At 58.9% G+C, this 26,040-nt stretch carries 26 protein-coding genes; 17 read left to right on the forward strand and 9 right to left on the reverse strand.

Going from position 1 to position 26,040, the window contains the following annotated elements:
* Nucleotides 1–6: 6 nt before the first annotated feature.
* From KUV39_RS05050 to mdh, 5 genes are all read right to left on the reverse strand, one after another.
* Nucleotides 7–2,964, reverse strand: a complete 2,958-nt coding sequence (locus KUV39_RS05050) for a 2-oxoglutarate dehydrogenase E1 component (protein ID WP_008562243.1) — start codon at nucleotides 2,962–2,964, stop codon at nucleotides 7–9.
* Nucleotides 2,965–3,229: 265 nt separating this feature from the next.
* Nucleotides 3,230–4,114 (reverse strand): succinate--CoA ligase subunit alpha, encoded by an 885-nt coding sequence (gene sucD, locus KUV39_RS05055; protein ID WP_008559701.1) that lies wholly within the window; start codon nucleotides 4,112–4,114, stop codon nucleotides 3,230–3,232.
* Between the two features lie 15 nt (nucleotides 4,115–4,129).
* Nucleotides 4,130–4,489, reverse strand: a complete 360-nt coding sequence (locus KUV39_RS05060; protein WP_222459125.1) for a hypothetical protein — start codon at nucleotides 4,487–4,489, stop codon at nucleotides 4,130–4,132.
* A gap of 6 nt (nucleotides 4,490–4,495) precedes the next feature.
* The gene (gene sucC, locus KUV39_RS05065; protein ID WP_008561724.1) at nucleotides 4,496–5,689 is read right to left on the reverse strand and encodes an ADP-forming succinate--CoA ligase subunit beta; all 1,194 of its coding nucleotides are present in this window, start codon (nucleotides 5,687–5,689) and stop codon (nucleotides 4,496–4,498) included.
* A gap of 322 nt (nucleotides 5,690–6,011) precedes the next feature.
* Complete coding sequence (gene mdh / locus KUV39_RS05070) at nucleotides 6,012–6,974, reverse strand: malate dehydrogenase (RefSeq protein ID WP_008561518.1); 963 nt, start codon at nucleotides 6,972–6,974, stop codon at nucleotides 6,012–6,014.
* A gap of 163 nt (nucleotides 6,975–7,137) precedes the next feature.
* Here mdh and KUV39_RS05075 point away from each other — a divergent pair, with 163 nt between their 5' ends.
* Nucleotides 7,138–7,893 carry a sulfite exporter TauE/SafE family protein gene (locus tag KUV39_RS05075; RefSeq protein WP_046210593.1) on the forward strand — a complete coding sequence of 252 codons (756 nt, stop codon included), beginning with the start codon at nucleotides 7,138–7,140 and terminating at the stop codon, nucleotides 7,891–7,893.
* A 64-nt stretch (nucleotides 7,894–7,957) separates the two neighbouring features.
* On the opposite strand, the gene KUV39_RS05080 is transcribed toward KUV39_RS05075, so the two are convergent.
* Complete coding sequence (locus KUV39_RS05080) at nucleotides 7,958–8,299, reverse strand: hypothetical protein (protein WP_244998245.1); 342 nt, start codon at nucleotides 8,297–8,299, stop codon at nucleotides 7,958–7,960.
* Nucleotides 8,300–8,674: 375 nt separating this feature from the next.
* Between KUV39_RS05080 and KUV39_RS05085 the strand changes: the two genes are divergently transcribed.
* The 15 genes from KUV39_RS05085 (at nucleotide 8,675) to KUV39_RS05155 (ending at nucleotide 21,187) form a co-directional block, all read left to right on the forward strand.
* The gene (locus tag KUV39_RS05085; RefSeq protein ID WP_222459126.1) at nucleotides 8,675–9,529 is read left to right on the forward strand and encodes an HpcH/HpaI aldolase/citrate lyase family protein; all 855 of its coding nucleotides are present in this window, start codon (nucleotides 8,675–8,677) and stop codon (nucleotides 9,527–9,529) included.
* 35 nt (nucleotides 9,530–9,564) lie between these two features.
* The gene (locus KUV39_RS05090; RefSeq protein WP_222459127.1) at nucleotides 9,565–10,113 is read left to right on the forward strand and encodes an NnrU family protein; all 549 of its coding nucleotides are present in this window, start codon (nucleotides 9,565–9,567) and stop codon (nucleotides 10,111–10,113) included.
* Nucleotides 10,114–10,116: 3 nt separating this feature from the next.
* Nucleotides 10,117–10,320 carry a DUF1737 domain-containing protein gene (locus KUV39_RS05095; protein ID WP_037302570.1) on the forward strand — a complete coding sequence of 68 codons (204 nt, stop codon included), beginning with the start codon at nucleotides 10,117–10,119 and terminating at the stop codon, nucleotides 10,318–10,320.
* Entirely contained in the window at nucleotides 10,320–11,351 is a 1,032-nt protein-coding gene (locus KUV39_RS05100) for a MaoC family dehydratase (RefSeq protein ID WP_222459128.1), read from the forward strand. Before KUV39_RS05095 ends, KUV39_RS05100 begins: the two co-directional genes overlap by 1 nt.
* 28 nt (nucleotides 11,352–11,379) lie before the next feature.
* Entirely contained in the window at nucleotides 11,380–12,003 is a 624-nt protein-coding gene (locus KUV39_RS05105) for a histidine phosphatase family protein (RefSeq protein WP_224833862.1), read from the forward strand.
* Between the two features lie 61 nt (nucleotides 12,004–12,064).
* Entirely contained in the window at nucleotides 12,065–12,757 is a 693-nt protein-coding gene (locus tag KUV39_RS05110; protein WP_244998246.1) for a DUF1194 domain-containing protein, read from the forward strand.
* Nucleotides 12,758–12,949: 192 nt separating this feature from the next.
* Complete coding sequence (gene sdhC, locus KUV39_RS05115; RefSeq protein ID WP_008563151.1) at nucleotides 12,950–13,333, forward strand: succinate dehydrogenase, cytochrome b556 subunit; 384 nt, start codon at nucleotides 12,950–12,952, stop codon at nucleotides 13,331–13,333.
* A 10-nt stretch (nucleotides 13,334–13,343) separates the two neighbouring features.
* Nucleotides 13,344–13,715: a succinate dehydrogenase, hydrophobic membrane anchor protein gene (sdhD, locus tag KUV39_RS05120; RefSeq protein WP_008560830.1), complete on the forward strand. Its 372-nt coding sequence runs from the start codon at nucleotides 13,344–13,346 to the stop codon at nucleotides 13,713–13,715.
* Between the two features lie 26 nt (nucleotides 13,716–13,741).
* Nucleotides 13,742–15,550 carry a succinate dehydrogenase flavoprotein subunit gene (sdhA, locus tag KUV39_RS05125; RefSeq protein WP_222459129.1) on the forward strand — a complete coding sequence of 603 codons (1,809 nt, stop codon included), beginning with the start codon at nucleotides 13,742–13,744 and terminating at the stop codon, nucleotides 15,548–15,550.
* Nucleotides 15,551–15,634: 84 nt separating this feature from the next.
* Nucleotides 15,635–16,534, forward strand: a complete 900-nt coding sequence (locus tag KUV39_RS05130) for a hypothetical protein (RefSeq protein WP_222459130.1) — start codon at nucleotides 15,635–15,637, stop codon at nucleotides 16,532–16,534.
* Nucleotides 16,535–16,684: 150 nt separating this feature from the next.
* Nucleotides 16,685–17,464: a succinate dehydrogenase iron-sulfur subunit gene (locus KUV39_RS05135; RefSeq protein ID WP_008559389.1), complete on the forward strand. Its 780-nt coding sequence runs from the start codon at nucleotides 16,685–16,687 to the stop codon at nucleotides 17,462–17,464.
* Between the two features lie 99 nt (nucleotides 17,465–17,563).
* Entirely contained in the window at nucleotides 17,564–18,274 is a 711-nt protein-coding gene (locus KUV39_RS05140; RefSeq protein ID WP_222459131.1) for a ZIP family metal transporter, read from the forward strand.
* Between the two features lie 115 nt (nucleotides 18,275–18,389).
* Nucleotides 18,390–18,566 (forward strand): hypothetical protein, encoded by a 177-nt coding sequence (locus tag KUV39_RS05145; RefSeq protein ID WP_222459132.1) that lies wholly within the window; start codon nucleotides 18,390–18,392, stop codon nucleotides 18,564–18,566.
* Nucleotides 18,567–19,033: 467 nt separating this feature from the next.
* The gene (locus KUV39_RS05150; RefSeq protein ID WP_222459133.1) at nucleotides 19,034–20,215 is read left to right on the forward strand and encodes a type III PLP-dependent enzyme; all 1,182 of its coding nucleotides are present in this window, start codon (nucleotides 19,034–19,036) and stop codon (nucleotides 20,213–20,215) included.
* A 96-nt stretch (nucleotides 20,216–20,311) separates the two neighbouring features.
* Nucleotides 20,312–21,187 carry an urea carboxylase-associated family protein gene (locus tag KUV39_RS05155; protein WP_050672827.1) on the forward strand — a complete coding sequence of 292 codons (876 nt, stop codon included), beginning with the start codon at nucleotides 20,312–20,314 and terminating at the stop codon, nucleotides 21,185–21,187.
* 56 nt (nucleotides 21,188–21,243) lie between these two features.
* On the opposite strand, the gene deoD is transcribed toward KUV39_RS05155, so the two are convergent.
* The 3 genes from deoD to KUV39_RS05170 all read right to left on the reverse strand — a co-directional run bounded on the left by deoD (nucleotide 21,244) and on the right by KUV39_RS05170 (nucleotide 24,377).
* A complete protein-coding gene (deoD, locus tag KUV39_RS05160) occupies nucleotides 21,244–21,948 on the reverse strand; it encodes a purine-nucleoside phosphorylase (RefSeq protein ID WP_222459134.1) in 705 nt (234 codons plus the stop codon).
* Between the two features lie 23 nt (nucleotides 21,949–21,971).
* Nucleotides 21,972–22,289, reverse strand: a complete 318-nt coding sequence (locus KUV39_RS05165) for an H-NS histone family protein (RefSeq protein ID WP_008561338.1) — start codon at nucleotides 22,287–22,289, stop codon at nucleotides 21,972–21,974.
* Between the two features lie 120 nt (nucleotides 22,290–22,409).
* Nucleotides 22,410–24,377 carry a protein meaA gene (locus KUV39_RS05170; protein WP_222459135.1) on the reverse strand — a complete coding sequence of 656 codons (1,968 nt, stop codon included), beginning with the start codon at nucleotides 24,375–24,377 and terminating at the stop codon, nucleotides 22,410–22,412.
* Between the two features lie 219 nt (nucleotides 24,378–24,596).
* Here KUV39_RS05170 and KUV39_RS05175 point away from each other — a divergent pair, with 219 nt between their 5' ends.
* The gene (locus tag KUV39_RS05175; RefSeq protein WP_222459136.1) at nucleotides 24,597–25,988 is read left to right on the forward strand and encodes a 1-acyl-sn-glycerol-3-phosphate acyltransferase; all 1,392 of its coding nucleotides are present in this window, start codon (nucleotides 24,597–24,599) and stop codon (nucleotides 25,986–25,988) included.
* Nucleotides 25,989–26,040: the final 52 nt, after the last annotated feature.

Here is a 26,040-nt window from a genome sequence, read left to right on the forward strand (position 1 = left end):
GGGGTGTTATCCTTCGATGCTCAGCGCTTCGTTCACGAGCGCAGCTTGTTGGGCTTTGTGTTCGCTGGCCAGGCCCGTTGCGGGCGAAGCCGAAGTGGCACGACCGACATAGGTCGGGCGGCTGTGCTTGGCGCCGATGCGCGTCAGCACCCATTCGATGTTTGGTTCGATGAAGCTCCAGGCGCCCTGGTTCTTGGGCTCTTCCTGACACCAGACCATCTCGGCGCCTTTGAAGCGCTCAAGCTCCTTGACCAGAGAGATGGCCGGGAACGGGTAATATTGTTCGATCCGCATCAGATAGACATCATCGATGCCGCGCGCGTCGCGTTCTTCCAGCAGGTCGTAATAGACCTTGCCCGAGCAGAGCACCACGCGCTTGATTTTGTCATCCGCGACCAGCTTGGTGTCGGAGTTGCCATGCTGGGCATCATCCCACAGAACACGGTGGAAGGACGAGCCAGTGGTGAACTCCTCGGCCTTGCTGACGGCCAGTTTGTGGCGCAGCAGGGATTTCGGCGTGACCAGGATCAGCGGCTTGCGGAAGGTGCGGTGCAGCTGGCGGCGCAGGATGTGGAAGTAGTTGGCCGGTGTCGTGCAGTTCGCCACGATCCAGTTGTCCTGACCACACATCTGCAGGAAGCGTTCGAGACGCGCAGAGGAGTGCTCTGGTCCTTGGCCCTCAAAACCGTGCGGCAGCAGGCAGACCAGACCGGACATCCGCAACCATTTGCTTTCGCCGGAGGAGATGAACTGATCGAACATGATCTGCGCACCGTTGGCGAAGTCGCCAAACTGCGCTTCCCAGAGGGTCAAGGCGTTCGGCTCAGCGAGTGAGTAGCCGTATTCGAAGCCGAGCACAGCATATTCGGAGAGCGCGGAGTCGATCACCTCATACTGGGACTGACCGCTGCGGATGTTGTTCAGCGGATAGAACCGTTCCTCGGTGTCCTGATTGACGATGCCGGAATGGCGCTGCGAGAAGGTGCCGCGGGTTGCGTCCTGACCGGCCAGGCGCACGGGGTAGCCTTCGGTGAGCAACGAACCATAGGCCAGTGCCTCGCCGGTTGCCCAATCGATGCCTTCGCCGTTCTCGATCATCTTGGCACGGGAATCGAGGAAGCGGCCGATGGTTTTATGGACGGCGAATCCCTCTGGTACGCGCGTCAGCGCGGTGCCGACTTCCTTGAAGGTTTCAGGAGTGATGGCGGTTTGACCGCGCTGATAGTCCTCTTCCTTCTTGTCGAGGTGAGACCAGCGGCCATCCAGCCAGTCGGCTTTGTTCGGTTTGTATTCCTTGCCGGCTTCGAATTCTTCGTTCAGGCGCGCCTGGAATGCGGCCTTCATGTCTTCGATTTCGCCTTCCGGGATCAGACCGTCCTTGACCAGGCGCTCGGTGTACAGCGACAGGGTGGTCTTGTGACCCTTGATCTTCTTGTACATGAGCGGGTTGGTGAACATGGGCTCATCGCCCTCGTTGTGACCAAACCGGCGGTAGCAGAAGATGTCGATCACGACATCCTTGTGGAATTTCTGACGGAATTCGGTGGCCACCTTGGCGGCATGAACCACGGCTTCCGGATCGTCACCGTTCACGTGGAAGATCGGCGCCTCTACCACCAGCGCGTTGTCGGTGGGATAGGGCGAGGAGCGCGAGAAATGCGGCGCTGTGGTAAAGCCGATCTGGTTGTTCACGACGATATGGATGGTGCCGCCGGCCTTGTGACCGCGAAGACCGGACAGGGCAAAGCATTCGGCCACAACGCCCTGACCCGCAAAGGCAGCATCGCCGTGCAGCAGGATTGGCAGGACCTTGCTGCGGTCTGCATCGTTCAGCTGATCCTGTTTGGCACGCACCTTGCCCAGGACAACCGGGTTCACCGCCTCAAGGTGCGAGGGGTTGGCTGTCAGCGACAGGTGGACGGAGTTGCCATCAAATTCACGATCGGAGGAGGCGCCGAGGTGGTATTTCACGTCGCCGGAACCATCCACGTCTTCTGGTTTGAAGCTGCCGCCCTGGAATTCGTTGAAGATCGCCCGATAGGGTTTCTGCATCACGTTGGCGAGCACCGACAGACGCCCCCGGTGGGGCATGCCGATGACGATTTCCTGAACACCGAGATTGCCACCGCGTTTGATGATCTGCTCCATCGCGGGGATCAGGCTTTCGCCCCCATCAAGGCCAAAGCGCTTGGTGCCCATGTATTTGACGTGTAGGAATTTCTCGAAACCCTCGGCCTCAACCATCTTGTTGAGGATCGCCTTGCGACCTTCGCGGGTGAACTGGATTTCCTTGCCGTAGCCTTCGATCCGCTCTTTCAGCCAGCTGGACTGTTCAGGGTCGGAAATATGCATGTACTGCAGGGCGAAGGTGCCGCAGTAGGTGCGTTTCACGATGTCGACGATCTGGCGCATGGACGCAACCTGCAGGCCCAGAACGTTGTCGATGAAGATCGGGCGGTCCATGTCGGATTCGCCAAAGCCATAGGTGCGTGGGTCCAGTTCCGGGTGCTGCGCATCTTCGCGCATGCCAAGCGGATCCAGATTGGCTGCCAGATGACCGCGGATCCGGTAGGCGCGGATCAGCATCAGGGCGCGGATCGAATCCAGAACAGCGCGCTGGACCTGATCGTCGGTTACTTCGACGCCTTTGGCCGCAGCCTGTTCCTTGATCTTCTTGCCTGCACCTTTGGCCTCTGCCGGGGCAGGCCATTCTCCTGTCAGCGCGGCCGTCAGATCGTCATTCGGGGCAGGTGGCCAGTCGGCGCGGGCCCAGGAGGGGCCGGCTGCTTCTGCCTTCACATCGAGCTCTGCGTCTCCCATCTGGCGGAAAAACTCGGCCCAGGCTGCATCGACCGCGTTGGGATCGTTGGCGTATTGGGCATAGAGCTGCTCCAGATACTCAGCGTTGTGCCCCTGCATGAAGGAGGAAGCATGGAAGAGTTCATTTGGGCTCTGGTCGGTCATGTATGTACCTCTTGCGGGTTGGGACCGGTTTTGGTGCGACCAAGGGTCAATGTGTTGCAGCCTGATCAGAAGGCGTTTCGGAAGAGTAAAACGCCTGCGGAATCCTGCAGCAGATAAGATCGGCCTCTGGAGGTAACAATCCTATCGACAAAAGGATCCCTGAAACGGGAAGAAGAGCGCCCGTTACAGGCGCTCATTTTCCGGACAGACGGTTCAGGCCCGTCCGGAAAGAGATCTTGGGTGCCGTATGGGGCAGCCTCTGGCATTATTTGCCGATGGCCTTCAGAACAGCTTCGCCCAGGGTGGCGGGGCTGTCGGCGACAACGATACCAGCGGACTTCATCGCTTCGATCTTGTCCTCGGCGCCACCTTTGCCGCCTGCGACGATCGCACCGGCATGGCCCATGCGACGGCCCGGAGGGGCGGTGCGGCCTGCGATGAAACCGGCAACCGGCTTCCAGCGACCTTTTTTCTTCTGCTCGGCGAGGAATTCTGCAGCTTCCTCTTCGGCAGAGCCGCCGATTTCACCGATCATGATGATGGATTCGGTTTCCGGATCGTCCAGGAACATGTCCAGCACGTCGATGTGCTCGGTGCCTTTGATCGGGTCGCCGCCGATGCCAACCGCAGTGGACTGGCCAAGACCGATGTCTGCAGTCTGCTTTACCGCCTCATAGGTCAGGGTGCCCGAGCGGGACACAACACCGACCGAGCCACGTTTGTGGATGTGGCCGGGCATAATGCCGATCTTGCAGGCATCCGGGGTAATCACACCGGGGCAGTTCGGGCCGATCAGGCGCGATTTGCTGTCTTCCAGCGCGCGCTTCACTTTCATCATGTCCAGCACCGGGATGCCTTCGGTGATGCAGACGATCAGCTCCATCTCGGCGTCGATCGCCTCGAGGATGGAGTCCGCAGCAAAGGGCGGCGGCACGTAGATCACAGAGGCATTGGCTTCGGTCACGTGCTTGGCTTCATGCACGGAGTTGAAGACCGGCAGGTTCAGGTGGGTCTGGCCACCCTTGCCGGGCGTGACGCCGCCGACCATTTTGGTGCCATAGGCAATGGCCTGTTCAGAGTGGAATGTGCCCTGCGAGCCGGTAAAGCCCTGACAGATGACCTTGGTGTTTTCGTCGATGAGGACTGCCATTTGGGGAGTCTCCTGTTACTTAAACGGTGTTGAGAACGTGGCAAACATTGTGCGGCTATTGCCGACCGATGAGATCGCGCGTTTGTAGCCAAGAATGCCTTCTCCGGTGAAGGAGAGCGCCAGTTCCACATTCGAATTTGAGCTCTTGGGGATGATGCAGGTCATCGCCAGCGTCATCGTTCCAAGTTGCGAATGAACTTCAATTTCGGGGTAAAGGAAGATCGTTGCGTCTGCGGTTTCTGGAGACCAGAAATTAGGGGCATCCAACACTTCAAGCGTCTGAGCTCCGTCTACATTCTCGGCAAAGAAAGTGGCGGCTGACGCAGGATTTGCCGCCGCAAGAAATGCCACTGAAAGCAGAGCAAAGCGCAACATTCCGATTTAACCCTTAACCGCTTTCACGATCTTCTCGGCGCCGTCGGACAGGTTGTCGGCTGCGATGACATCAAGACCGGAGTTGTTGATGATGTCTTTGCCGGCTTCCACGTTGGTGCCCTCGAGACGGACAACCAGCGGAACCTTCAGGCCGACCTCTTTCACCGCGGCAACCACGCCTTCGGCGATGACGTCGCAGCGCATGATGCCGCCGAAGATGTTGACCAGGATGCCTTTGACGTTGGGGTCAGAGGTGATGATCTTGAACGCCTCGGTCACTTTCTCCTTGGTGGCGCCGCCACCCACGTCGAGGAAGTTCGCAGGCTCAGCGCCGTAGAGTTTGATGATGTCCATGGTGGCCATCGCCAGACCCGCACCGTTCACCATGCAGCCGATCTCACCGTCGAGTGCGATGTAGTTCAGGTCGTATTTGGAGGCTTCCAGTTCCTTGGGATCTTCCTCGGTGGTGTCGCGCAGTTCGGAGATATCGGCGTGGCGGTAGACCGCGTTGCCGTCAAAGCCGACCTTGGCGTCCAGCACCTTGAGGTTGCCGTCATCGGCGATGATCAGCGGGTTGATCTCCAGCATTTCCATGTCTTTTTCGACAAATGCCTTGTAAAGCTGGCCCATCAGCTGAACGCATTGTTTGACCTGCGCGCCTTCAAGACCAAGCGAGAAGGCAATGCGGCGACCGTGGAACGCCTGGTAGCCAGTTGCCGGATCAACGGAGAACGACAGGATCTTTTCGGGGGTGGCTTCGGCCACTTCCTCGATGTCCATGCCGCCTTCGGTGGAGCACACAAAAGAGATGCGCGAGGTCTGGCGATCCACCAACAGAGCGAGGTACAGCTCGGTCTGGATGCCGGAGCCGGCTTCGATGTAGATGCGGTTCACCTGCTTGCCGGCCGGGCCGGTCTGGTGGGTCACAAGGGTGCGGCCCAGCATTTTCTTGGCTTCTTCGGCGGCTTCTTCGACCGATTTGGTCAGGCGCACACCGCCCTTTTCACCTGCGTCGGCTTCCTTGAAGGAGCCTTTGCCGCGGCCACCTGCGTGGATCTGGGCCTTGACCACCCAGAGGGGCCCGTCCAGTTCACCAGCTGCTGTTTTGGCGTCTTCCGCCTTGAGAACCACGCGCCCGTCGGAAACCGGCGCGCCGTAGCTGCGGAGGAGGGCCTTGGCCTGATATTCGTGGATGTTCATCTGAAACTGTCCCGTCTGGCTGCAATTGTCGTGACTAATACGCCGTTATCAGGCCAATGTTTAAAGGGTTTTCTGTGGGCTGGTAAAGAAATCCCGAAGATTTCTCTAATTTGTGATCACGGGTTTCCAGCGTGTGATCACAAATTTATCAATCGTGAACGGATTTGATTCGAGAACGGCTGAAGAACAAATTTCACCGTCTCAAACAGGTCAGTGCCGACAACCAAGCCGCCAAATGCGGCATCATATGCCCGGCGCTGAAATGACAAAGGCCCACCTCGAGAGGTGGGCCTTTGTACAGAGCTTGATCGTGTCAGGCCGATTAGGCCAGGGAACCGTCGATACCTTTGCAGGCTTCAACCAGGCCCTTCACCGCGTTGACAGAGTTGTCGAACATGGCCTGTTCGTCGGCGGTCATCTTGATGTCGATGATACGCTCAATGCCACCAGCGCCGATCACGGTCGGGACGCCGACATACATGCCGTTCAGACCCAGGGCGCCATCAACATAGGCCGCGCAGGGCAGAACGCGCTTCTGGTCTTTCAGGTAGGCTTCGGCCATTTCGATGGCAGAGGTCGCAGGTGCATAGAATGCAGAACCGGTCTTCAGCAGGCCAACGATCTCGGCGCCGCCATCACGGGTGCGCTGAACGATGGCGTCCAGCTTCTCCTGGCTGGTCCAGCCCATTTTCACCAGGTCGGGCAAAGGAATGCCTGCCACGGTGGAATAGCGGGTCAGCGGAACCATGGTGTCGCCGTGGCCGCCCAGAACAAAGGCGGTAACGTCCTTCATCGAGACGTTGAATTCTTCGGCCAGGAAGTGACGGAAGCGGGCGGAGTCCAGAACGCCTGCCATGCCGCAAACTTTCTCATGGGGCAGACCAGAGAATTCGCGCAGCGCCCAGACCATCGCATCCAGCGGGTTGGTGATGCAGATAACAAATGCGTTCGGCGCGTGGTCACGGATGCCTTCGCCAACGGATTTCATGACCTTGAGGTTGATACCCAGCAGGTCATCGCGGCTCATGCCGGGCTTGCGCGGTACACCGGCGGTGACGATGCAGACGTCTGCGCCTGCGATGTCCTCGTAGGACTGAGTGCCCTTGAGGCTTGCGTCAAAGCCTTCCGAAGGACCGGATTCTGCGATGTCCAGTGCCTTGCCTTCTGGGATGCCTTCGGCAATGTCGAACAGGACGACGTCGCCGAGTTCTTTCAGTGCTGCGAGGTGGGCAAGTGTGCCACCGATCTGACCTGCGCCAATCAGGGCGATTTTGGGTCGAGCCATTGGAATTTATCTCCGGTCCGGTTGTGATTGCCGCGAGGACTACGGCGTTCCGTCCCGTCGCGCAAGATCCATGCGGGGGCAGGGGGAATGTGCCGCAGGCTATTCGAATCCGACGATAAGCGCTAAAGAGGCGACATTTGAGGGGCTTAGAAGGTTTCTGCTGATGCCTGAAATCACGGTTATGTTTTTTGTCGTGGCTGTTTTGGCTGTCACTTTTGCGGGCATCTCAAAAGGTGGCTTTGGATCAGGTGCGGCCTTTGCCTCGTCTTCGATTCTTGCTCTGATTGTGGAGCCGGGGGTCGCGCTGGCGTTCATGCTGCCCCTGTTGATGTTGATTGATGTCGCATCACTGCGGCCCTACTGGGGGCGATGGCGGCTGAGAGAGTCGCTGTTGCTGATTGCCGGGGGATTGCCTGGGGTGGGTCTTGGCGCGGTGTTTTATCGCTCGGTTGATGCGGATGGAATGCGGGTGCTGATCGGCGTTCTATCCGTTGGATTTGTTGTCTGGCAGTTGTCAGAGGGGCTAAGGGCGCGATTGTCTCAGCCTCGCGACAGGGCAAATGCCGTCGGGCTGATTGCTGGCGTTGTTGCAGGCTTCACCAGCTTCGTGAGCCATGCAGGCGGCCCGCCTGCGGCTGTCTATTTGCTCGGTCGGCGGATGAGCAAAACCGAATATCAGGCCAGTACGGTTCTGGTCTTCGGGGTGCTGAATGCCGCGAAATTTCTGCCTTATGCGGCCTTTGGATTGGTGACGCCTGCATCCTTGACGCTGGATCTGATGCTTGCACCTTTTGCGCTGATCGGCACCTGGATCGGCGTGAAACTGCACCACCGTGTGCCCGAGCGGCTGTTTTTTGGGCTCACCTACGTGCTGCTGATGGTCACGGGGACCAAGCTGATCTGGGACGGGCTGACTTAGACGGCTGTGTAGAAGACTGTGCCTGCGGGCTCCCCTCCGCAAGGCGAAAAGTGCGTCTGCCACATCACACGTCGCTGTCGGTATTCGGCAGAGCCTCGGCCAGCATTTCGTAGGATTGTCCAGACGCCACGAGGCACGTCACACCAGAAGGGTTGGTTACAGTGATCGTCCAGCTGCCGGTATCCGCTGATGCAAAGGTTTCCATCACCATGCCACGTTGGCCGATGCCGATGCTTTGCCTGCTTTCGCCGTAGCGTTCGGCAAGCCGTTTGATCACCTGATCGCGCGGGGCGCAGCTGGAACTGGTTTGCCCGACCGCGGGCATGGCGGACATGAGCGGTACCGCGAGAGAGGCAATTACGGCCGCGCGCAACATGGTCTTCAACTTGAACGTCGTCTTCATCATGGGTTTTACCCTTTCCGGAAGCTCCGGCGCGGGCACCCTGACAGGTCATGTGGTCCGGACCTGTGCAGGCCTTGCATCGCACCAATTTCGCGTCATCGTCTGGCAGGCGATTTACCTGCGGTAGCGGGATCCGTTTTGGACCTGTTCGCTGCCCTGATAAGAGTGGCAAATCTTTCCTGATAAGCCATTAACGCAGCGTTCTGCCCCTTGTTTTGCTGGCTTTCCGGATGTTTCTCAGCGGTTTAGATGTTGCGCCACGGGCGTTCTTTCTGCTGTCGCATACATGATTTCTGCATTGCGGCATAATTTCACTTGATAGTTTAATTTCTATATTCTAGCTGTTCTTGAAACAAAATGACCCAGAGGAGATCGCATATGGATCCGCGCACACGTCCGTACCGTTCGGTTCTTTATATTCCCGGATCCAAACCACGTGCGCTGGAAAAGGCGCGCGGACTGCCGGTGGATGCGATCATCTTTGACCTGGAGGATGCGGTCTCTGCAGATGAAAAGGTCAACGCGCGCGACACGCTTGCGGCGGCCCTTGCAGAGGGTGGATATGGCGCCCGAATGAAGATTGTGCGCATCAATGGATTGGATACCACATGGGGCCGATCGGATGCAGAAGCTGTCACCAAGATGGCCTGTGATGCGGTCCTTTTGCCAAAGGTGTCATCGCCTGATGATCTCAATGCGCTTGCCGCCATTACCGGTGATCTGCCGATCTGGGCGATGATGGAAACGCCTCGGGGTATGCTGAACGCGGCGGCGATTGCGGCGCACCCGCTGCTGCAGGGGATGGTGATGGGCACCAATGATCTCGCTAAGGAGCTGCAGGTGCGGTTTCGTCCCGACCGGCTTCCTCTGATGGCGGGCTTGGGGCAATGTCTGCTCGCGGCCAAGGCGGAAGGCATCATCATCGTCGATGGTGTGTACAACGCTTTCAAAGACGCAGAGGGTTTGGCCGCAGAATGCGAACAGGGCCGAGACATGGGTTTTGATGGAAAGACGCTGATCCATCCCGCGCAGGTGGATGTGGCGAATGCGGCCTTTGCTCCGTCTGAGGCGGAAATCGACCTGTCCCGCCGCCAGATCGCGGCATTTGAGGAGGCAGAGGCCGCCGGTCAGGGGGTCGCTGTTGTGGATGGCAAGATTGTCGAGAACCTGCATGTGGCAACCGCCCGCGAGATCCTTGCGAAAGCTGATGCAATCGCGGCCGTTTCCGCCTAGGCGTTTAGTCAGTCAAATATCTGTAGGAGACTGACATGGCAGTATTGCTTTTAGGCATCCTGATCTGGTGGGGGGCACATTTCTTCAAACGCCTCATGCCTGAGCAGCGGGCGAGACTTGGGGAAAAGGGCAAGGGGCTGGTCGCACTGGCATTGGTTGCTGCGATCGTTTTGATGGTGCTCGGCTATCGCAGCATGGAGTTCATCTATGTTTGGGCGCCGCCATCTTTCATGGTGCACATCAACAACACGCTGGTTCTGATCGCCTTGTTCCTGATGTCGCCCGCGCCCAAGAAGGGGGCGCTCTTGAATGGGATGCGGCATCCGATGCTGACGGGGTTTGCGCTCTGGGCGATTGCGCACCTGCTGGTGAACGGTGATCTGGCGTCGATCATTCTGTTTGGTGGTCTGCTGGCCTATGTGCCGGTCCAGATCATGCTGATCAACCGGGCAGAGCCAACCTGGGCACCGGGCCCCAAAGGCAGCTATGCCAAGGACGGCATGTTCTTTGTCGCCTCGATCATTCTGATGGGTGTGATCGGCTATATCCACGGGCTCGTCGGCCCCTCGCCATTCGGAGGCTAACGCATGAAACTCTATCGTTTTTTGTCGGAAGACGACACATCGGCATTTTGCCACAAGGTGACTGACGCGCTCAACAAGGGCTGGGAGCTGTATGGTAGCCCCACCCAGACCTTTGATCCGGTGAAAGGGATCATGCGCTGCGGTCAATCCGTCGTGAAGGATGTGCCGGGCACCTACACCCCTGATACCAAGCTGGGAGAGCACTGATGGCCAAGACCAATCCGGGCCGGTTTTTTGAGGATTACGCTGTGGGGGATGTGCTGCGGCACGCGGTCCCTCGCACGGTGTCGGGGGGAGAGCGAGCCTTGTATCACGCGCTCTACCCGGCGCGACACGCCCTGTATTCCTCGGATGAATTCGCGCGCGGATGTGGTCTGCCCGAGGCGCCGCTGGACGATCTGGCGGCGTTTCATCTGGTCTTTGGAAAGACCGTGCCGGATGTGTCGCTGAACGCAGTGGCTAATCTTGGCTATGCAGAGGGACGGTGGCATCGACCGGTTTACGCCGGGGACACCCTGCGCGCCGAGAGTGAGGTGATCGGGGTCAAGCAGAACTCCAACGGGAAATCCGGTGTTGTGTATGTCCGGACCCGTGGGTTGAACCAGCGTGATGATCTGGTGCTGGACTACGTGCGCTGGGTCATGGTGCGCAAAGGTGATCTGGATGCGCCTGCCCCGCAGACGGTCATCCCGGAGCTCCAAAATGTGATCCGAGCCGAAGATCTGGTGGTTCGTGCAGGCCTGCAGTTTGACAGCTACGACTTTGTGCAGGCCGGTGAAGCCCACCGTTTGGCGGACTATGAAATTGGCGAGCAGATCGATCACGTGGATGGCGTGACGGTCGAAGAGGCCGAGCACATGCTGGCAACGCGCCTGTGGCAGAATACGGCAAAGGTCCATTTCGACACCACAGCCCGGCCTGATGGATCGCGGCTGATCTATGGGGGCCATGTGATCTCGATGGCGAGGGCTCTGTCGTTCAATGGTCTCGCAAATGCACAGATGATCGTTGGTCTGAACGGGGGCGCCCATGCGAACCCCTGTACGTCGGGCATGACGATCCGGGCGTGGTCTGAGGTTTTGGACAAGGCCGAAACCGGCGTGCCGGGTGTTGGTGCGATCCGCCTGCGTCTGGTTGCGACCAGCGGCGGCGAGCCGTTCGCGCTGCGGGGCGATGACGGCAAATATCTGCCGGAGGTGTTGCTTGATCTGGACTATTGGGCGCTGATGCCGGTCTGATTGATCGGCGGATTACGGGAGGATCACCTTGGCCACGCTCAGCCCTGACATGGTGATCTACCTGACCCATCCGCAGGTTTTGATTGACCCGGATGTGCCGGTTCCCAACTGGCAGCTGTCTGTGGAAGGGCGGCAAAGGGTTGATGCGTTGGCTGACCACATTTCGGCAGCGGATCTGGGCGGCGCTGTGGCTGTTGTCGCCAGCGCGGAACGCAAGGCGGTCGAAACCGCTGCGCCACTTGCCGCCGCACTTGGTACGCGCGTCGACGTCCGGCCTGGTACCCATGAGAATGATCGCTCCAGCACCGGGTTTCTGGCTCCACCGCTGTTTGAGGCGCAGGCGGACGCGTTCTTTGCCAATCCCGATAGATCAATGCGCGGATGGGAGGCGGCGAGCGATGCTCAGGCGCGCATCCTGCGAGAAGTAATGGCAGCCGAAGCTGATCATGACGGCCATGCGCTGATCATTTGTGGCCACGGTGCAGTTGGAACACTCCTTTATTGTGCGTTGGCGGGGCTCCCGATCAGCCGACAATGGGACCAGCTCGCAGGTGGCGGATGCTGGTTTGCCTACAGCCGCAAGGCACGCCGCCCGCTCGCCCGTTGGGCAGTCATGGAGCGTCTCTTTGCAGGAGAAGAGATCGCGCGGTAGCGGCCTCACGGGAAAAAGAGTAGGGCGGATCAAGCCGGGCCGCTAGGCTGGGCCTATGCAGATGACGCGCCTTTTTCTTGTTCTGACCTGCCTGCACCTTGTTTTTGGCGCGCGTATGCTGCGTGCCTGTGATCTTGCGCTTGTGTTGGCTGTCGATGTTTCCGGCAGCGTCGACATCGACGAATACCGCATCCAGATGGACGGGCTTGCGGCAGCGCTTCGAGATGGGATCATCGCCGAGGCACTGGTGCGGGGTGAGGCGCGCGTGGCGGTCATCCAGTGGTCAGGAAGCGGTCGCCAGGAGCTGTCTCTCCCTTGGGTCGCCATCTCGGACTTCAGCGATGTGGATCGATTGTCCAACGAGATCTCGGGCCTGCCGCGTCCTTGGCGGAACTTTGCAACAGGTATCGGAGAGGCGCTCGAACTGGCTTTGGCTCAGTTTTCTGCCGTGCCGGATTGTCGCAGGCGTCTGATCGATGTTTCGGGCGATGGGTTTTCGAACGAAGGGGTGGCCCCCGGTGATGTGCATCCAGCGTTGCGCGCGGCTGGCGTGACGGTCAATGCGCTGGCGATTGAAGACAGCGAGCCCGCCCTGACGGACTACTTCTTTGAAAAAGTGATCACAGGCGAAGGGGCCTTCGTGCAAACCGCTGCAACCTTTGAAGAATATCCGGATGCAATTCGCCAGAAACTCCTGCGGGAAGTGGCAGAGCAGACTGCTGGACTGCTAGGGGAGGATCTGCGTCGCAACTGAAAAACCGAACCCTGTCTGATTCTGTAAGAAATTAAGGGAAAAATAATTTGTGATCACGCGCTTGATCTAAGTGATCACAAAATGTGGTTTTCCTGGCATTTGCAGGAATAACTGCGCATTTTTACCCCTCGTTTGCGTGACACGACGCAAAAAACCGCTAAAACGTCGTCAGCCAACCGGAAAGGAGCCAACATGGCCGATGTAAATCGGGGCAATCGCCCGCTTTCGCCACACTTGCAAATCTACCGCCCTCAGCTGACGTCTGCTTCGTCGATCTTTGTGCGGGCAACAGGTATCGCGATTTTCTTCCTCATGCTGCTTGCTGTCTGGTGGTTGCTTGCCGCCGCGACCTCCGAAGCGGCATTCGGGTTCATCGACGGCCTACTGCGCGGCTGGCTGGGCGATATCATCCTGCTCGGCGCGACATGGTCGATCTGGTACCTGATGCTTGGCCGTTTGCGCCACGTCATCTGGGATTTCGGTCACTGCCTTGATGTTGAGACATCTGAGAAGATGGGCCAGGGCATGTTCATCGCGGCGACGGCGCTGACCGTTTTCACCGCGATTGTGTTGTAAGGAGCAAGGGATGCAGTATCTGACAGACCGCAAACGCGCTCAGGGGCTTGGATCTGGCCGCACTGGCACGAAAACCCACTGGAACGCGATTGTCACCTCGACGCTCTTAGTGCCCGCTGTTCCGGTGTTCGTCTTTACCGTTGGCGCAGGGCTGGGCGGAACCTACGAAGAGGTTCTGGCCTATTTCTCCCGTCCGGTTCCCGCAATTCTCACTGCGCTGAGCATGATCGTGATCGTGCTGCACACACTGCACGAAGTGCGTGAGGCGATTGAGGACTACATGCACGGCGTGTCCGAGCGGATGGCAACGATCGCCGCGACCGCGTTTGCATATTCTTTGATTGCTGCGGGGCTGCTCGCCCTGATCAAGCTGGCCCTCTGAGCTCTGCGCGCAAAAGGAAACTGATGATGACAGCAGCATATGAATACGAAACCCACGACTACGACGTTGTTGTTGTAGGCGCAGGTGGCGCGGGTCTGCGCGCGACGCTGGGGATGGCGGAACAGGGTCTGCGCACGGCCTGTGTGACCAAGGTCTTCCCGACCCGTTCCCACACGGTTGCAGCGCAGGGCGGCATCGCCGCGTCGCTGGCCAACATGGGCCCCGACCACTGGCAGTGGCACATGTATGACACCGTCAAAGGCTCCGACTGGCTGGGCGACACCGACGCAATGGAATACCTCGCACGTGAGGCGCCCAAGGCAGTTTACGAGCTGGAGCACTACGGCGTGCCGTTCTCGCGTACCGAGGAAGGCAAGATCTATCAGCGCCCGTTCGGCGGCCACACCACCGAGTTCGGCGAAGGCCCCGCAGTGCAGCGCACCTGTGCCGCTGCTGACCGGACCGGCCACGCCATCCTGCACACGTTGTATGGCCAGTCGCTGAAGAACAACGCCGAGTTCTACATCGAGTATTTCGCCATCGACCTGATCATGTCCGAAGACGGGCAATGCCAGGGCGTTGTCTGCTGGAAGCTTGATGACGGCACCATGCATGTCTTCAACGCCAAGATGGTTGTGCTGGCGACCGGCGGCTACGGCCGCGCCTATTTCTCTGCCACATCGGCGCATACCTGCACCGGCGACGGCGGCGGCATGGTGGCGCGTGCGGGCCTGGCGCTTCAGGATATGGAATTCGTGCAGTTCCACCCAACTGGCATCTACGGCTCTGGCTGTCTGATCACGGAAGGTGCGCGTGGCGAGGGTGGCTACCTGACCAACTCTGAAGGCGAACGCTTCATGGAGCGCTATGCGCCCCAGTACAAGGATCTGGCGCCGCGCGATTACGTCAGCCGCTCCATGACAATGGAGATCCGCGAAGGTCGCGGCGTGGGCGAGCACGGGGACCATATCCACCTGAACCTGAGTCACCTGCCGGCCGAAGCACTAGCAGAGCGTCTGCCGGGTATTTCGGAAAGCGCCAAGATCTTTGCCGGTGTTGACGTGACCAAAGAACCGATCCCGGTTCTGCCCACCGTGCACTACAACATGGGCGGCATTCCGACCAACTATTGGGGCGAAGTGCTGAACCCGACGGCAGAGGATCCCAACGCAGTTGTTCCGGGTCTGATGGCCGTGGGTGAAGCAGGCTGTGCCTCGGTGCATGGCGCAAACCGCCTTGGCTCCAACTCGCTGATCGATCTCGTGGTGTTTGGCCGCGCGGCTGCGATCCGTGCGGGCAAGGTTGTTGATCCGAACACCCCCAACCCCGAGCTCAATCAGGCTCAGGTCGACAAGGCGTTTGACCGGTTCGACACACTGCGCCACGCCAAGGGTGGGATCCCGACTGCAGATCTGCGCTTGGAAATGCAGCGCACCATGCAGAGTGACGCTGCCGTCTTCCGGACCTCCGAAACCATGGCAGAGGGCGTAGAGAAGATGACCGCGATTGCGGCCAAGATGGATGATCTGGCCGTGACCGACCGGTCTCTGGTCTGGAACTCTGACCTGATGGAAACGCTGGAGCTGACCAACCTGATGCCCAATGCGCTGGCCACGATCGTTGGCGCTGAGGCACGCAAGGAAAGCCGGGGTGCCCACGCGCATGAGGACTTCACCACCCGTGACGACGAAAACTGGCGCGTCCACACCGTCAGCCGGATTGAAGGCAACAAGGTTGATCTGACCTATCGCCCGGTGATCCTCGACCCGCTGACCACCGAAGCAGAAGGTGGCATCAGCGAGGCGAAGATCGCACCTAAGGCACGGACCTTCTAAGACCGTGCTGCGATGTGCCCCGGCATACCCTTACTGCATCAGCTCCCGTTTTCGGGGGCTGATCGCGCACGGGCGGGGCGTCGCATGATGACGGTTGCGGATAGTCCGACCCGCATGGTTTCACCTGCACAGTGGCCGCTTGGCAGCTGGCAGCCTGATACGGTGCTGCGGATGTTCGGCATGCGTCGATGCGGAAACCACGCGGTTGCGAACTGGCTGCAGCGCAATGCCCCCAAGGGGCAGGCGTTGTTTTTCAACAACTGCAAGGCAGCGCGCACGCCGTTTGCGCACCATCATGGCGTGGAAAAAAACGGGCAGCGGGTTTCGCGTCAGGACAGTAGCGATTTGTCCGTGCTTGGCGCCGGAATGGGGCAGGGCGGTTTGATGCTGTTGTCTTATGAGGATGTCGTTCCATCGGATCACTGTCTGTCGCGCCCTGTGTCCGGGGATCTGGATGAAACCCTGATTTCAGCAGATGTCATCCTGCTGCGCGGCTTTCTGAACTGGTCGGCGTCTCTGGTGAAGAAGTTGCAGCGCAACCCGGATTTCTCGCTAGCACATCGCAGTGGTGTGGTGATGCGTGCCATCGACAGTTACCGCAAGATGCTTGACCTCGCAGCCGAGGCCGATGCGCTCGCCCTTGTGGTCATCGACTACGACCAATGGGTCAAAGACGAGGCCTACCGCGCGGCGTGTCTTGGCCGACTGGGGCTGTTGGTAAGGGACAATTCGCTGGGGGTGGTCCAGAGCTACGGTGGCGGGTCATCTTTTGACGAACAGGCCTCTGGCAGTGCCTTTGGCCTTCGGACTGACCAGCGCTGGCAGCGCATGATGGATGACGGCGAATATCTGGCAATCCTGCACCTTGCCGCCCGTGACGAGGCGCTGATGCGGGGGCTTTCTCGCAGGTATCCCGATGACGCTGCGCGTCTCGCGGGGCTGACGCATCACAAGCTGACCCCGGCAGAGGGGCTGTTGCAATGACCTTCAGCACATATGCATTTTCGGACCTTCGGGCCGACACACTGACTGACCTTCGTTCCGGCTTGGCTGCCGGGGCGGGTACACCGATCTCCTGCCGTCGCAGCGCGTGCCGCCTGCGTCTGGTGGGCAGCTAAGCAAGGAGAACGATCTATGGTCGAATTCGCACTTCCGAAAAATTCCAAGATCACCACGGGTAAAACCTGGCCCAAGCCCGAAGGCGCAACCAATGTGCGCAAGTTCAGCATCTACCGCTGGAACCCGGACGATGGGAAAAACCCGCGTGTGGATACCTATTTCGTCGATATGGACAAATGCGGCCCGATGGTTCTGGACGCGCTGATCAAGATCAAGAACGAGATTGATCCGACCCTGACCTTCCGCCGGTCCTGTCGGGAAGGCATTTGTGGATCCTGTGCGATGAACATTGATGGGATCAACACGCTGGCCTGTATCTATGGTCTTGATGAGATCAAGGGCGATGTCAAAATCTACCCGCTGCCGCACATGCCGGTGGTGAAAGACCTGATCCCGGACCTCACCCATTTCTATGCGCAGCATGCCTCGATCATGCCGTGGCTGGAAACCAAGACCAACCGGCCCGCAAAAGAGTGGAAGCAGTCCATTGAAGACCGCAAAAAGCTTGATGGTCTGTATGAGTGCGTGATGTGTGCGTCCTGCTCTACCTCCTGCCCGTCCTACTGGTGGAATGGCGATCGCTATCTCGGGCCGGCCGCGCTGCTGCACGCCTATCGTTGGATCATCGACAGCCGCGATGAGGCGACGGGCGAACGTCTGGATGAGCTGGAAGATCCCTTCAAGCTGTATCGCTGCCATACCATCATGAACTGCGCCAAGACCTGCCCCAAAGGTTTGAACCCGGCGAAGGCGATTTCGCACATCAAGCAAATGATGGTTGATCGCGCGGTCTGATCAGATCTGCACAGAATGACAAAACGCCGCCTGTCGATCGCAGGCGGCGTTTTTGTTTGTGCCGGTTGCCACCGCGCTTTTGTCTGCTAACGTTCCGGAATGTCGCCACTTCTTACTGCTATTCTGCTGGCTGGTCTGGCCGGGCTTTCGATGCCACTTGGCGGGCTGCTTGCCCGGTGGGAGCATATTAGCGACGCACGTCTGCGCGATGGCATACTGCATGCAATTACAGCATTTGGCGGCGGTGCCCTGCTATCTGCTGTGGCACTGGTTTTGGTGCCTCACGGGGCAGAGGCCCTCTCACCACTGGTGGCTTTATCCCTTTTGGCAGCAGGCGGGCTGGTCTTTGCCTGGGTCGACACCACGCTGAACCGGATCGGTGGCAGTGGCGCCTTGCTTTTGGCGATGGTCCTGGATTTCCTCCCTGAGGCGATGGCCTTGGGGGCAATGCTGGTCAGTCAAAGCAGCACGGCAATATTGCTGGCGGTCATGATCTTTCTTCAGAACCTTCCAGAGGGCTTTGCGGCCTTTCGTGACATGTGGCAGCGGGACAGATCTGCGCTGCAGGTTTTGATGGTCTTTGTCGGCCTTGCAGCGCTGGGGCCTTTTTGTGCCATTGCAGGTCTGGTCTGGCTTGCGGACATGCCGGATGTGCTTGGTGGAATCATGATCTTTGCAGCCGGTGGAATTCTCTATCTGCTGTTTCAGGATGTCGCGCCCAAGGCCCATGCTGACCGTGCCAGCTGGCCAGCTCTTGGTGGTGTGGCGGGGTTTGCCCTTGGCCTCGCGGGAGAGTTGATGCTGGGCTAGGGGCTTGGGTTGCACCCTGCGCATGACGGTTTTGCCAAGGTGGCTGCTGCAGACGGGTGAAGGCGGGTCTAAATTGGGGGCAGGGAAGAGATAACCCCTGCATAGGACCGAACAGATGACCCAATCCCTCCTGCCGCAAGCCGCCAATTCGACCGAGGCTCCGAAGCCATCCGCTGCCGCCGAAGCGCTGGCTCATCTTGAGCAAGCCTGGGCTTATTACACCCCCGAAACCGTTGCGCCGGTCCGCGATGAAGACACAGATGGGGTGGTCGACTATTTCGCTGCCGCATAACAAAATAGGCTGGTTGCAGCTGATTTGGCCGCACTTTAGATAGGCGACATGCCCATCCTTATTCTCATTCTGCTTGTTGGCGTCATGGGGTATTTCCTTTGGCGCCACAATACGTCCTCCCTTAGTCGGGACTGCCGCTGGCGGCAGGAAAGGTCGGCCGGACAGTGGCGATGCGCGTCCTGTGGTGCGGTGCAGGCTGGTGACGACATTCCACGCGTGTGTTTGAAACCGCAGAAAAAAGCCTGAGCCCTGCAAAATGCGCATGGCTGAAATCTGATCAAATTCAGCCATAAAAATAAGGGGGTTCCGCGCAAAAAAAACACTTGATCGACTCGTGCGTTTGATGGATATGGCGCACAGACGCCAACGCACGCGCCTCTGTCCCAAGGGTTATCCCCCATGGTTACGTAGCGACGGTAACGTCTCTGATTGAAGTGAGCGGTCATAGATGGCCGGGTCTTTTGGAGATGACCATGAACGCAAACGTAACCGGGCAACTTGCCCGTCAAGATGCTATTGTCCCCGTTTCTCGCCACCTGTCTTACATCGCACAGACCGCGTTTGAACGCCCGACACTGGTTGTTGACAGCCAAGCTGTTGCCCGGCAATACGCCGCACTCGCGCAAGGCCTCGGCCGCGCCCGCATCCACTATGCCGTCAAGGCCAACCCGGCTCCGCAGATCCTGCGCCGGTTGACCCGCATGGGTGCCAATTTCGATGCCGCCAGCCGCGCCGAGATCGAGCTGTGTCTCGCGGCTGGTGCAAAACCTGCACAGATCACCTTTGGCAACACCATCAAGCGACCCGCTGATATTGCTTTTGCTCATGAGATCGGGATCACCCATTTTGCGGCCGATGCAACAGCCGAGCTGGAAAAGCTGGCTCAGCACGCCCCGGGCGCGCATGTGTGTATTCGTCTGCTGGTAGAGGCAACTGGCGCCGACTGGCCGCTGAGCCGGAAATTTGGCTGCTCCGCCGCAATGGCGCTGAGCCTGATGGACGAGGCACGTGATCTTGGACTGGAGGTCTCTGGCCTGTCCTTCCACGTGGGCTCGCAAACTCGCGAACCTCAGATGTGGGCTGATACGCTTGATCAGGTTGCCGCGGTTTGGAAAGCCGCAAAAGACGCTGGTCATGACCTGCGCCTGCTGAACATTGGTGGCGGTTTCCCGGCCAGCTATGGCACCGAGGTGATGGCACCCAACCAATATGCCCGGGAAGTGATGGAGCTGGTCAACGCTCGCTTTCCGGATGCGGCCGAGATCATGGCAGAGCCGGGTCGTGGCCTGGTTGCTGAGGCGGGCGCGATTGCTGCCGAAGTTTTGCTGGTGTCGCGCAAGGACGCGGATGACCTGCATCGTTGGGTCTATCTCGATATTGGCAAATTCTCTGGCCTTGCCGAAACCATGGACGAAGCGATCCGTTACAGGATCACCACTGACCATGGTGAGGCGCAGACTGGCCCCTGCATTTTGGCCGGACCGTCCTGCGACAGTGCCGATGTGCTGTACGAAAAACAGCTGTACCAACTGCCGCTGGCTCTGAAAGCTGGAGATCGTGTGGTGATCCACGCATGTGGCGCCTACACCAGCACCTATTCGACCGTTGGCTTCAACGGCTTCCCCCCGCTGGATGTTGTGGTCATCTGATTGTGACTGTTCCCGATGGTCGCTTTGGGAACAATCACTTGTCTCTGGTGGCATCTGAGGATTTGATGGGCGCAAACAACAGGAAGGTTTGCGCCCATGTCTCAACACACCCAGCCCGTCTCAGCGGCTGAGGCGCCAGCAGACGCGGCAGAGCGCCGCGCGGTTAAACCCGTGATCTGCTATCCCAACGAAACACTCCCGAAACCGGATCTGGACCTGTATCAGGCTGCCCGAAGCGGTGCGGTGAAAACCGGGGAAGTTCTGGTTCAGCCGCGTGATGCGGCATGTTTCACTGTCCCGGCAGGACATTTTTTCCGGATTTCATCCGTTGAGGGATCCCAAGTAGGTGATCTGAACCTCTGGAACCTGAATGACCTGAGTGAGCGGTTTTTCTCGGGCAAAACCCGTGCCCTGCATGGAACCCATGTGACACGTGGGGAGCGTCTGTGGAGCAGTCTTCCATATCTGCGCCCGATGGCCACGATTACTGAGGATACGCTGGGGTGGTACGGAATCGACAGCTATGGTGGATCTGTCCACGATGTGATCGGCACCCGGTGTGATCCCTACACTGGCAATCTGCTGTCCGGGGATGACTATCACTATTGCTGTCATTCAAATCTGACGCGGGCGCTGGCGGATCATCTGGGAATCCCCCTGGCCGAGGCAGAGCCCCATGTCCATGATGTGTTGAACGTTTTCATGTGTACCGGCTTTACCCGTGACACTGGCCAATATTTCATGAAGGCGAGCCCGGTCAGACCCGGCGATTATCTGGAATTCTTTGCAGAGATCGATCTGCTTGGCGCGCTGAGCGCCTGCCCTGGTGGCGACTGCGGGTCGGAGCACACAAGCGATACAGCCCCGTGCCACCCCCTGTTGGTTGAGACCTTTGCCCCCAAGGAAGGTGCGTTGGCGGGGTGGGAGCCCCCAGCCCAAAACGGATATGACCGTAGCCACGGGCGCGGGTGAACGAAAAAAGGCAGCGCTGGACGCTGCCTTTTTTGATTGCTGAGAGGTCAGCCTAATCAGGCAAAAGCCGCCTCAAGGGCGATTTCGACCATATCGCCAAAGCTGCGCTCGCGTTGATCAGAGGGCAGGGCCTCGCCCGTTTGCAGATGGTCCGAGACGGTCAGCACGGCCAGGGCGCGGCAGTCGTAACGGGCTGCGAGAGTGTAAAGCTCGGCTGCCTCCATTTCGACGCCCAGAATGCCATGACGCACCATCTGTTCATTCAGATCGGGGCGCTCGTCATAGAAAACATCGGAGGAGTAGATCCCGCCGACGTGCGGAGCCAAATCGCGACTGGCTGCAGCATTTGCAGCGGCCTGGAGAAGTGACCAGTCTGCACAGGGGGCGAAGTTCACCTCCTTGAAAATGCCACGGGACGGCGTGCTGAGGGTTGTGGCTGTCATCGCGAGGATGACATCCCTGATTTTGACCTTTTTCTGCATGCCACCACAGGATCCGATACGGATCAGTGTTTTGGCGCCATAGTCGCGGATCAGCTCATTCACATAGATGGAAAGCGACGGCATACCCATGCCGCTGCCCTGAATGGTTACAGGGTGGCCATTCCAGGTTCCGGTGAAACCCAGCATGCCGCGCACTTCATTGACGAGCCGGACATCTTTCAGAAAGGTTTCAGCAGCCCATTTCGCGCGATATGGGTCACCAGGAAGCAGGACAGTTTCCGCAATTTCGCCTTTTTCGGCACCAATATGGACGGTCATTTCGTAGCTCTCAGTATTCGAAATCAGATTTCGAGATCGGAAATATCGACACCTGCGGTCAGTGCGGCGTGCACCCAATGGGGTTTGCGGCCACGGCCAGTCCAGGTTTCTTCCGGGTTCTGTGGATTGCGGTATTTCGGCGCCGCTTTGTTCTTTTTGGTTGCCGCGCGACCGTTGCCAGCGATTTCTTCAAGCGAGAAACCATATTTCGCCGCAGCTTCCTCAGCCGCTTTCAGGGCTTCGATACGCTCACGTTGTTCAGCATCCTTGAGGGCCTTTTCAACAGCGCCTTGCAATTCCAATAGCTCTTTGCGCGACATCGCGGTCAAGTCAAAGGACATAATGTTTCTCCATAAATGATCACTCCTCGCCCAGAACGAGAAGTGATCGAATTATGGCTTTTTTTCCAGACCTGTTTCAGCCAGAAAATTGCATTGATTATTGCAATTTGCGGAAATTCGCTAAGCGGACACGGTTTTGGGTTGTTTTGCCAGCTGAACGATATCCCCCATGATTGCGTTCAGTTCGAAATCCTTGGGCGTGTAAATGCGCGCGACCCCCATTTTACGGAGCTTTTCTGCATCGTCATCAGGAATGATTCCCCCGACAATTACGGGAATATGGGTGAGCCCTGCCTTTTCCATCCGGATCATCAGATCTTCGACCAGGGGAATATGGCTCCCCGAGAGGATGGACAGGCCGACAACATGTGCATCGTCCGCCAAGGCCGAAGCGACCAGTTCCTCTGGGGTCATGCGTATTCCGTCATACGTTATATCCATTCCGCAATCGCGTGCCCGCGATGCGATCTGTTCTGCGCCGTTCGAATGACCGTCGAGACCGGGCTTGCCGATAAGGAATTTCAACCGCCGCCCCAGTTGGTCACTGACGGCGTTAACTTCGTTTCGCAGATCGTCCAGCCCGTCCGTCCGATTGGAGACTGATGTCGACACACCGGTTGGCCCGCGGTAGGTGCCATAGGCCTTTCGCATTTCTTCGGCCCATTCACCGGTGGTGACGCCGGCCTTCGCCGCGGCAATCGAAGGTTCCATGATGTTCGTGCCATCACGGGCCGCCGCGCGCAGAGCTGCGAGTGCTGACTGTACCGCGTCATTGTCACGCGCGCCGCGCCACGTGTTCAGCCGCGCGATCTGCTCCTGTTCCACCGCCGGATCGACCACCATGATGCCGCCATCCTCGGTCTGCAGTGGTGAGGGCTCGCCCTCTGTCCATTTGTTGACGCCGACCACCACTGTTTCGTTCTTCTCGATCCGGTTCAGGCGCTCGGCGTTGGAGTCAACCAAACGGCCTTTCATATATTCAATCGACGCGACTGCGCCGCCCATGGATTCCAGGTTGGCGAGCTCGGCGCGGGCGCCTTCCTTCAGCTCTTCCACCTTGGCGTCCACTGCCGGGTTGCCGTCGAACAGGTCACCGTATTCCAGCAGGTCGGTTTCATAGGCCAGGATCTGTTGCATTCGCATGGACCATTGCTGGTCCCAGGGGCGGGGCAGGCCAAGCGCCTCGTTCCAGGCGGGCAGCTGTACTGCCCGGGCGCGGGCCTTTTTCGACAGCGTCACCGCCAGCATCTCGATCAGGATGCGGTAGACGTTGTTTTCTGGCTGCTGTTCGGTCAGCCCCAGCGAGTTCACCTGCACGCCATAGCGGAAGCGACGGAACTTGGGGTCGGCAACGCCATAGCGTTTCTCACAGATTTCATCCCACAGATCGACAAAGGCGCGCATCTTGCACATTTCGGTCACGAACCGGATGCCTGCGTTCACGAAGAAGGAGATGCGGCCGACCATCGCCGGGAAGTCCTCTGGCGCGATGCGCGGCTTCAGCTCATCTAGCACCGCTTGCGCGGTCGCCAGGGCAAAGGCCAGTTCCTGCTCCGGCGTCGCGCCGGCCTCCTGCAGGTGGTAGGAGCAGACGTTCATCGGGTTCCACTTGGGCACGTTGGTGTAGCAGTACTCTGCCACATCCGCGATCATCTTGAGGCTGGGCTTGGGCGGGCAGACATAGGTGCCGCGGCTCAGATATTCTTTGATCAGGTCGTTCTGCACAGTGCCCTGCAGTTTCGAGACATCCGCGCCCTGTTCCTCAGCCACCGCAATGTACAGCGCCAGCAACCATGGGGCGGTGGCGTTGATGGTCATTGAGGTATTCATCTGCTCCAGCGGGATTTCATTGAACAGGGTCCGCATGTCGCCGAGATGGCAGACGGGCACGCCAACCTTGCCCACTTCGCCGCGCGCCAGCACGTGATCGCTGTCATAGCCGGTCTGGGTCGGCAGATCGAAGGCGACCGAAAGGCCGGTCTGCCCCTTGGCCAGGTTGGCGCGGTAAAGCGCGTTGGATGCGGCAGCTGTGGAGTGGCCGGCATAGGTGCGGATCAGCCAGGGGCGGTCTTTTTGCATCTGCGGCATGTTCAGGCTCCGTCAAACATATGGGTAATAATATTTCTCCGATCAGATCTAGATCGTAATTTTAGACCCTTGTCAATTCGCTGCGTTGCGGCATGGCGCGTCACAGCTTGTTTCCTGTTCCCATTTCTTGTGGTCACAAGTCGGGAAGCAGCTGGCGCGCAGTGCCGGGGCGCACGCAATTGCCTTGTGTTGCAGCCTAAGCTGGGCGACTGTCCTCGCATGACGCAGACGGTGGAACTTCCGCTTTGGCTTTTTGGGCTGATCTTGCTGTTTGCAGCGGTCACATTTGCGTCGCACTTCCTGTTCCCATCGGTGCGGTGGTTTTTTAGGCGTAGGCTGGAGCGGGCCGTGGTGCGGTTGAACCGGCGGTTGCAGCGGCCGATCCAGCCGTTCAAGTTGGCGCGCCGATACGACATGATCCAGCGGTTGATCTACGATCCGCAAGTGGCCCAAGCGATGGCAGACCATGCCAAGGCAAATGGCATCCCGGAAAATGTCGCCTTTGAAGAAGCCCGACGATATGCCCGTGAAATCGTCCCATCGTTTTCAGCCGTGGCTTATTTCAGCATCGCGATTCGCCTCGCGCGATTTCTGTCGAACGCCTTGTTTCGGGTGAGGCTGGCCCATCTGGACAAGCAGGCGGTGGATGGCATCGATCCAGAGGCGACAGTGGTCTATGTGATGAACCACAGGTCCAACATGGACTACGTGTTGATCACCTATCTTGCAGCGGATCACTCTGCGCTGTCCTATGCCGTGGGGGAATGGGCGCGTGTCTGGCCGCTGTCCCGGCTGATCCGAGCGATGGGCGCGTATTTCATTCGCAGGCGCTCGCGTAATGATCTCTACCGCAGGGTTTTGGCGACTTATGTTCGGCTGGCAACCCAGAACGGGGTCACCCAGGCCATGTTTCCGGAGGGCGGATTGAGCCTGGATGGCGCGCTGGCTGAACCGAAGGTGGGATTGCTTAAGTACATAGTCGACGGCCAGCTGGAAGAGGGAGAAGAGGGCCGTGATGTGGTTTTCGTTCCCGTCGCGCTCAACTACGACAGGGTTTTGGAGGACAAGATCCTGACGTCTGCGGCGCGTGCGGGGGACCGCCGGTTCAGAGCACGCATTCATGTTGTTGCGATCCGAATCCTGCGGCAGTTATGGTTGTGGATCACAGGCCGCTACAAGCGTTTTGGCTATGCTGCCGTGAGCTTTGGCCGTCCGCTGAGCATGCGTGACTTTGCCCTCGGGCGGGCGGAGGCGAACTCCCCGACAGATCTGGCGATTGAGTTGATGAACCGCATCGGAGAGGCGGTCCCAGTGTTGCCCGTACCTCTGGTGGCCTCGGCCATTGCGAACTTCGCGGACAAAGGCGAGGGCATGAGCAGGTCCGCGGTCGAACACGCAGTGAGCGATCTACTGGCTCGTATGCCCTCGGCCCATGTGCATACCCCCAGAGATAACCGCAGCTACGCTATAGAAGTTGGGCTGCGTCAGTTGGTGGATCATGGCGTTCTGGAAGAGCTGCGCGGGACCTACAAGGTCAAAGAGACGCAACGTGACATGCTGGCCTTCTATGCCAATTCCATTGCTCACCTCATCCGGGACGAGCAAGCATGACAGGCTGAAATGCTGCGTTTGCAAAATATCACGCTGCGTTCGCTCGGTTATA

The sequence above is a fragment of the Phaeobacter italicus genome, from assembly GCF_019801785.1.
Classification (GTDB): domain Bacteria; phylum Pseudomonadota; class Alphaproteobacteria; order Rhodobacterales; family Rhodobacteraceae; genus Phaeobacter; species Phaeobacter italicus.

What these genes read in the sequence shown, in the direction of transcription:
- sdhD (WP_008560830.1), top strand. Translation starts at nt 13,344, where the DNA reads ATGCAGTATCTGACAGACCGCAAACGCGCTCAGGGGCTTGGATCTGGC.
- KUV39_RS05100 (WP_222459128.1), top strand. Translation starts at nt 10,320, where the DNA reads ATGGCCAAGACCAATCCGGGCCGGTTTTTTGAGGATTACGCTGTGGGG.
- KUV39_RS05095 (WP_037302570.1), top strand. Translation starts at nt 10,117, where the DNA reads ATGAAACTCTATCGTTTTTTGTCGGAAGACGACACATCGGCATTTTGC.
- sucD (WP_008559701.1), bottom strand. Translation starts at nt 4,114, where the DNA reads ATGGCAGTCCTCATCGACGAAAACACCAAGGTCATCTGTCAGGGCTTT.
- sucC (WP_008561724.1), bottom strand. Translation starts at nt 5,689, where the DNA reads ATGAACATCCACGAATATCAGGCCAAGGCCCTCCTCCGCAGCTACGGC.
- KUV39_RS05085 (WP_222459126.1), top strand. Translation starts at nt 8,675, where the DNA reads ATGGATCCGCGCACACGTCCGTACCGTTCGGTTCTTTATATTCCCGGA.
- KUV39_RS05150 (WP_222459133.1), top strand. Translation starts at nt 19,034, where the DNA reads ATGACCATGAACGCAAACGTAACCGGGCAACTTGCCCGTCAAGATGCT.
- KUV39_RS05130 (WP_222459130.1), top strand. Translation starts at nt 15,635, where the DNA reads ATGATGACGGTTGCGGATAGTCCGACCCGCATGGTTTCACCTGCACAG.
- sdhC (WP_008563151.1), top strand. Translation starts at nt 12,950, where the DNA reads ATGGCCGATGTAAATCGGGGCAATCGCCCGCTTTCGCCACACTTGCAA.
- KUV39_RS05165 (WP_008561338.1), bottom strand. Translation starts at nt 22,289, where the DNA reads ATGTCCTTTGACTTGACCGCGATGTCGCGCAAAGAGCTATTGGAATTG.
- KUV39_RS05170 (WP_222459135.1), bottom strand. Translation starts at nt 24,377, where the DNA reads ATGCCGCAGATGCAAAAAGACCGCCCCTGGCTGATCCGCACCTATGCC.
- KUV39_RS05080 (WP_244998245.1), bottom strand. Translation starts at nt 8,299, where the DNA reads ATGATGAAGACGACGTTCAAGTTGAAGACCATGTTGCGCGCGGCCGTA.
- KUV39_RS05155 (WP_050672827.1), top strand. Translation starts at nt 20,312, where the DNA reads ATGTCTCAACACACCCAGCCCGTCTCAGCGGCTGAGGCGCCAGCAGAC.
- KUV39_RS05145 (WP_222459132.1), top strand. Translation starts at nt 18,390, where the DNA reads ATGACCCAATCCCTCCTGCCGCAAGCCGCCAATTCGACCGAGGCTCCG.
- mdh (WP_008561518.1), bottom strand. Translation starts at nt 6,974, where the DNA reads ATGGCTCGACCCAAAATCGCCCTGATTGGCGCAGGTCAGATCGGTGGC.
- KUV39_RS05110 (WP_244998246.1), top strand. Translation starts at nt 12,065, where the DNA reads ATGACGCGCCTTTTTCTTGTTCTGACCTGCCTGCACCTTGTTTTTGGC.
- KUV39_RS05090 (WP_222459127.1), top strand. Translation starts at nt 9,565, where the DNA reads ATGGCAGTATTGCTTTTAGGCATCCTGATCTGGTGGGGGGCACATTTC.
- KUV39_RS05050 (WP_008562243.1), bottom strand. Translation starts at nt 2,964, where the DNA reads ATGACCGACCAGAGCCCAAATGAACTCTTCCATGCTTCCTCCTTCATG.
- deoD (WP_222459134.1), bottom strand. Translation starts at nt 21,948, where the DNA reads ATGACCGTCCATATTGGTGCCGAAAAAGGCGAAATTGCGGAAACTGTC.
- sdhA (WP_222459129.1), top strand. Translation starts at nt 13,742, where the DNA reads ATGACAGCAGCATATGAATACGAAACCCACGACTACGACGTTGTTGTT.
- KUV39_RS05060 (WP_222459125.1), bottom strand. Translation starts at nt 4,489, where the DNA reads ATGTTGCGCTTTGCTCTGCTTTCAGTGGCATTTCTTGCGGCGGCAAAT.
- KUV39_RS05175 (WP_222459136.1), top strand. Translation starts at nt 24,597, where the DNA reads ATGACGCAGACGGTGGAACTTCCGCTTTGGCTTTTTGGGCTGATCTTG.
- KUV39_RS05075 (WP_046210593.1), top strand. Translation starts at nt 7,138, where the DNA reads ATGCCTGAAATCACGGTTATGTTTTTTGTCGTGGCTGTTTTGGCTGTC.
- KUV39_RS05140 (WP_222459131.1), top strand. Translation starts at nt 17,564, where the DNA reads ATGTCGCCACTTCTTACTGCTATTCTGCTGGCTGGTCTGGCCGGGCTT.
- KUV39_RS05135 (WP_008559389.1), top strand. Translation starts at nt 16,685, where the DNA reads ATGGTCGAATTCGCACTTCCGAAAAATTCCAAGATCACCACGGGTAAA.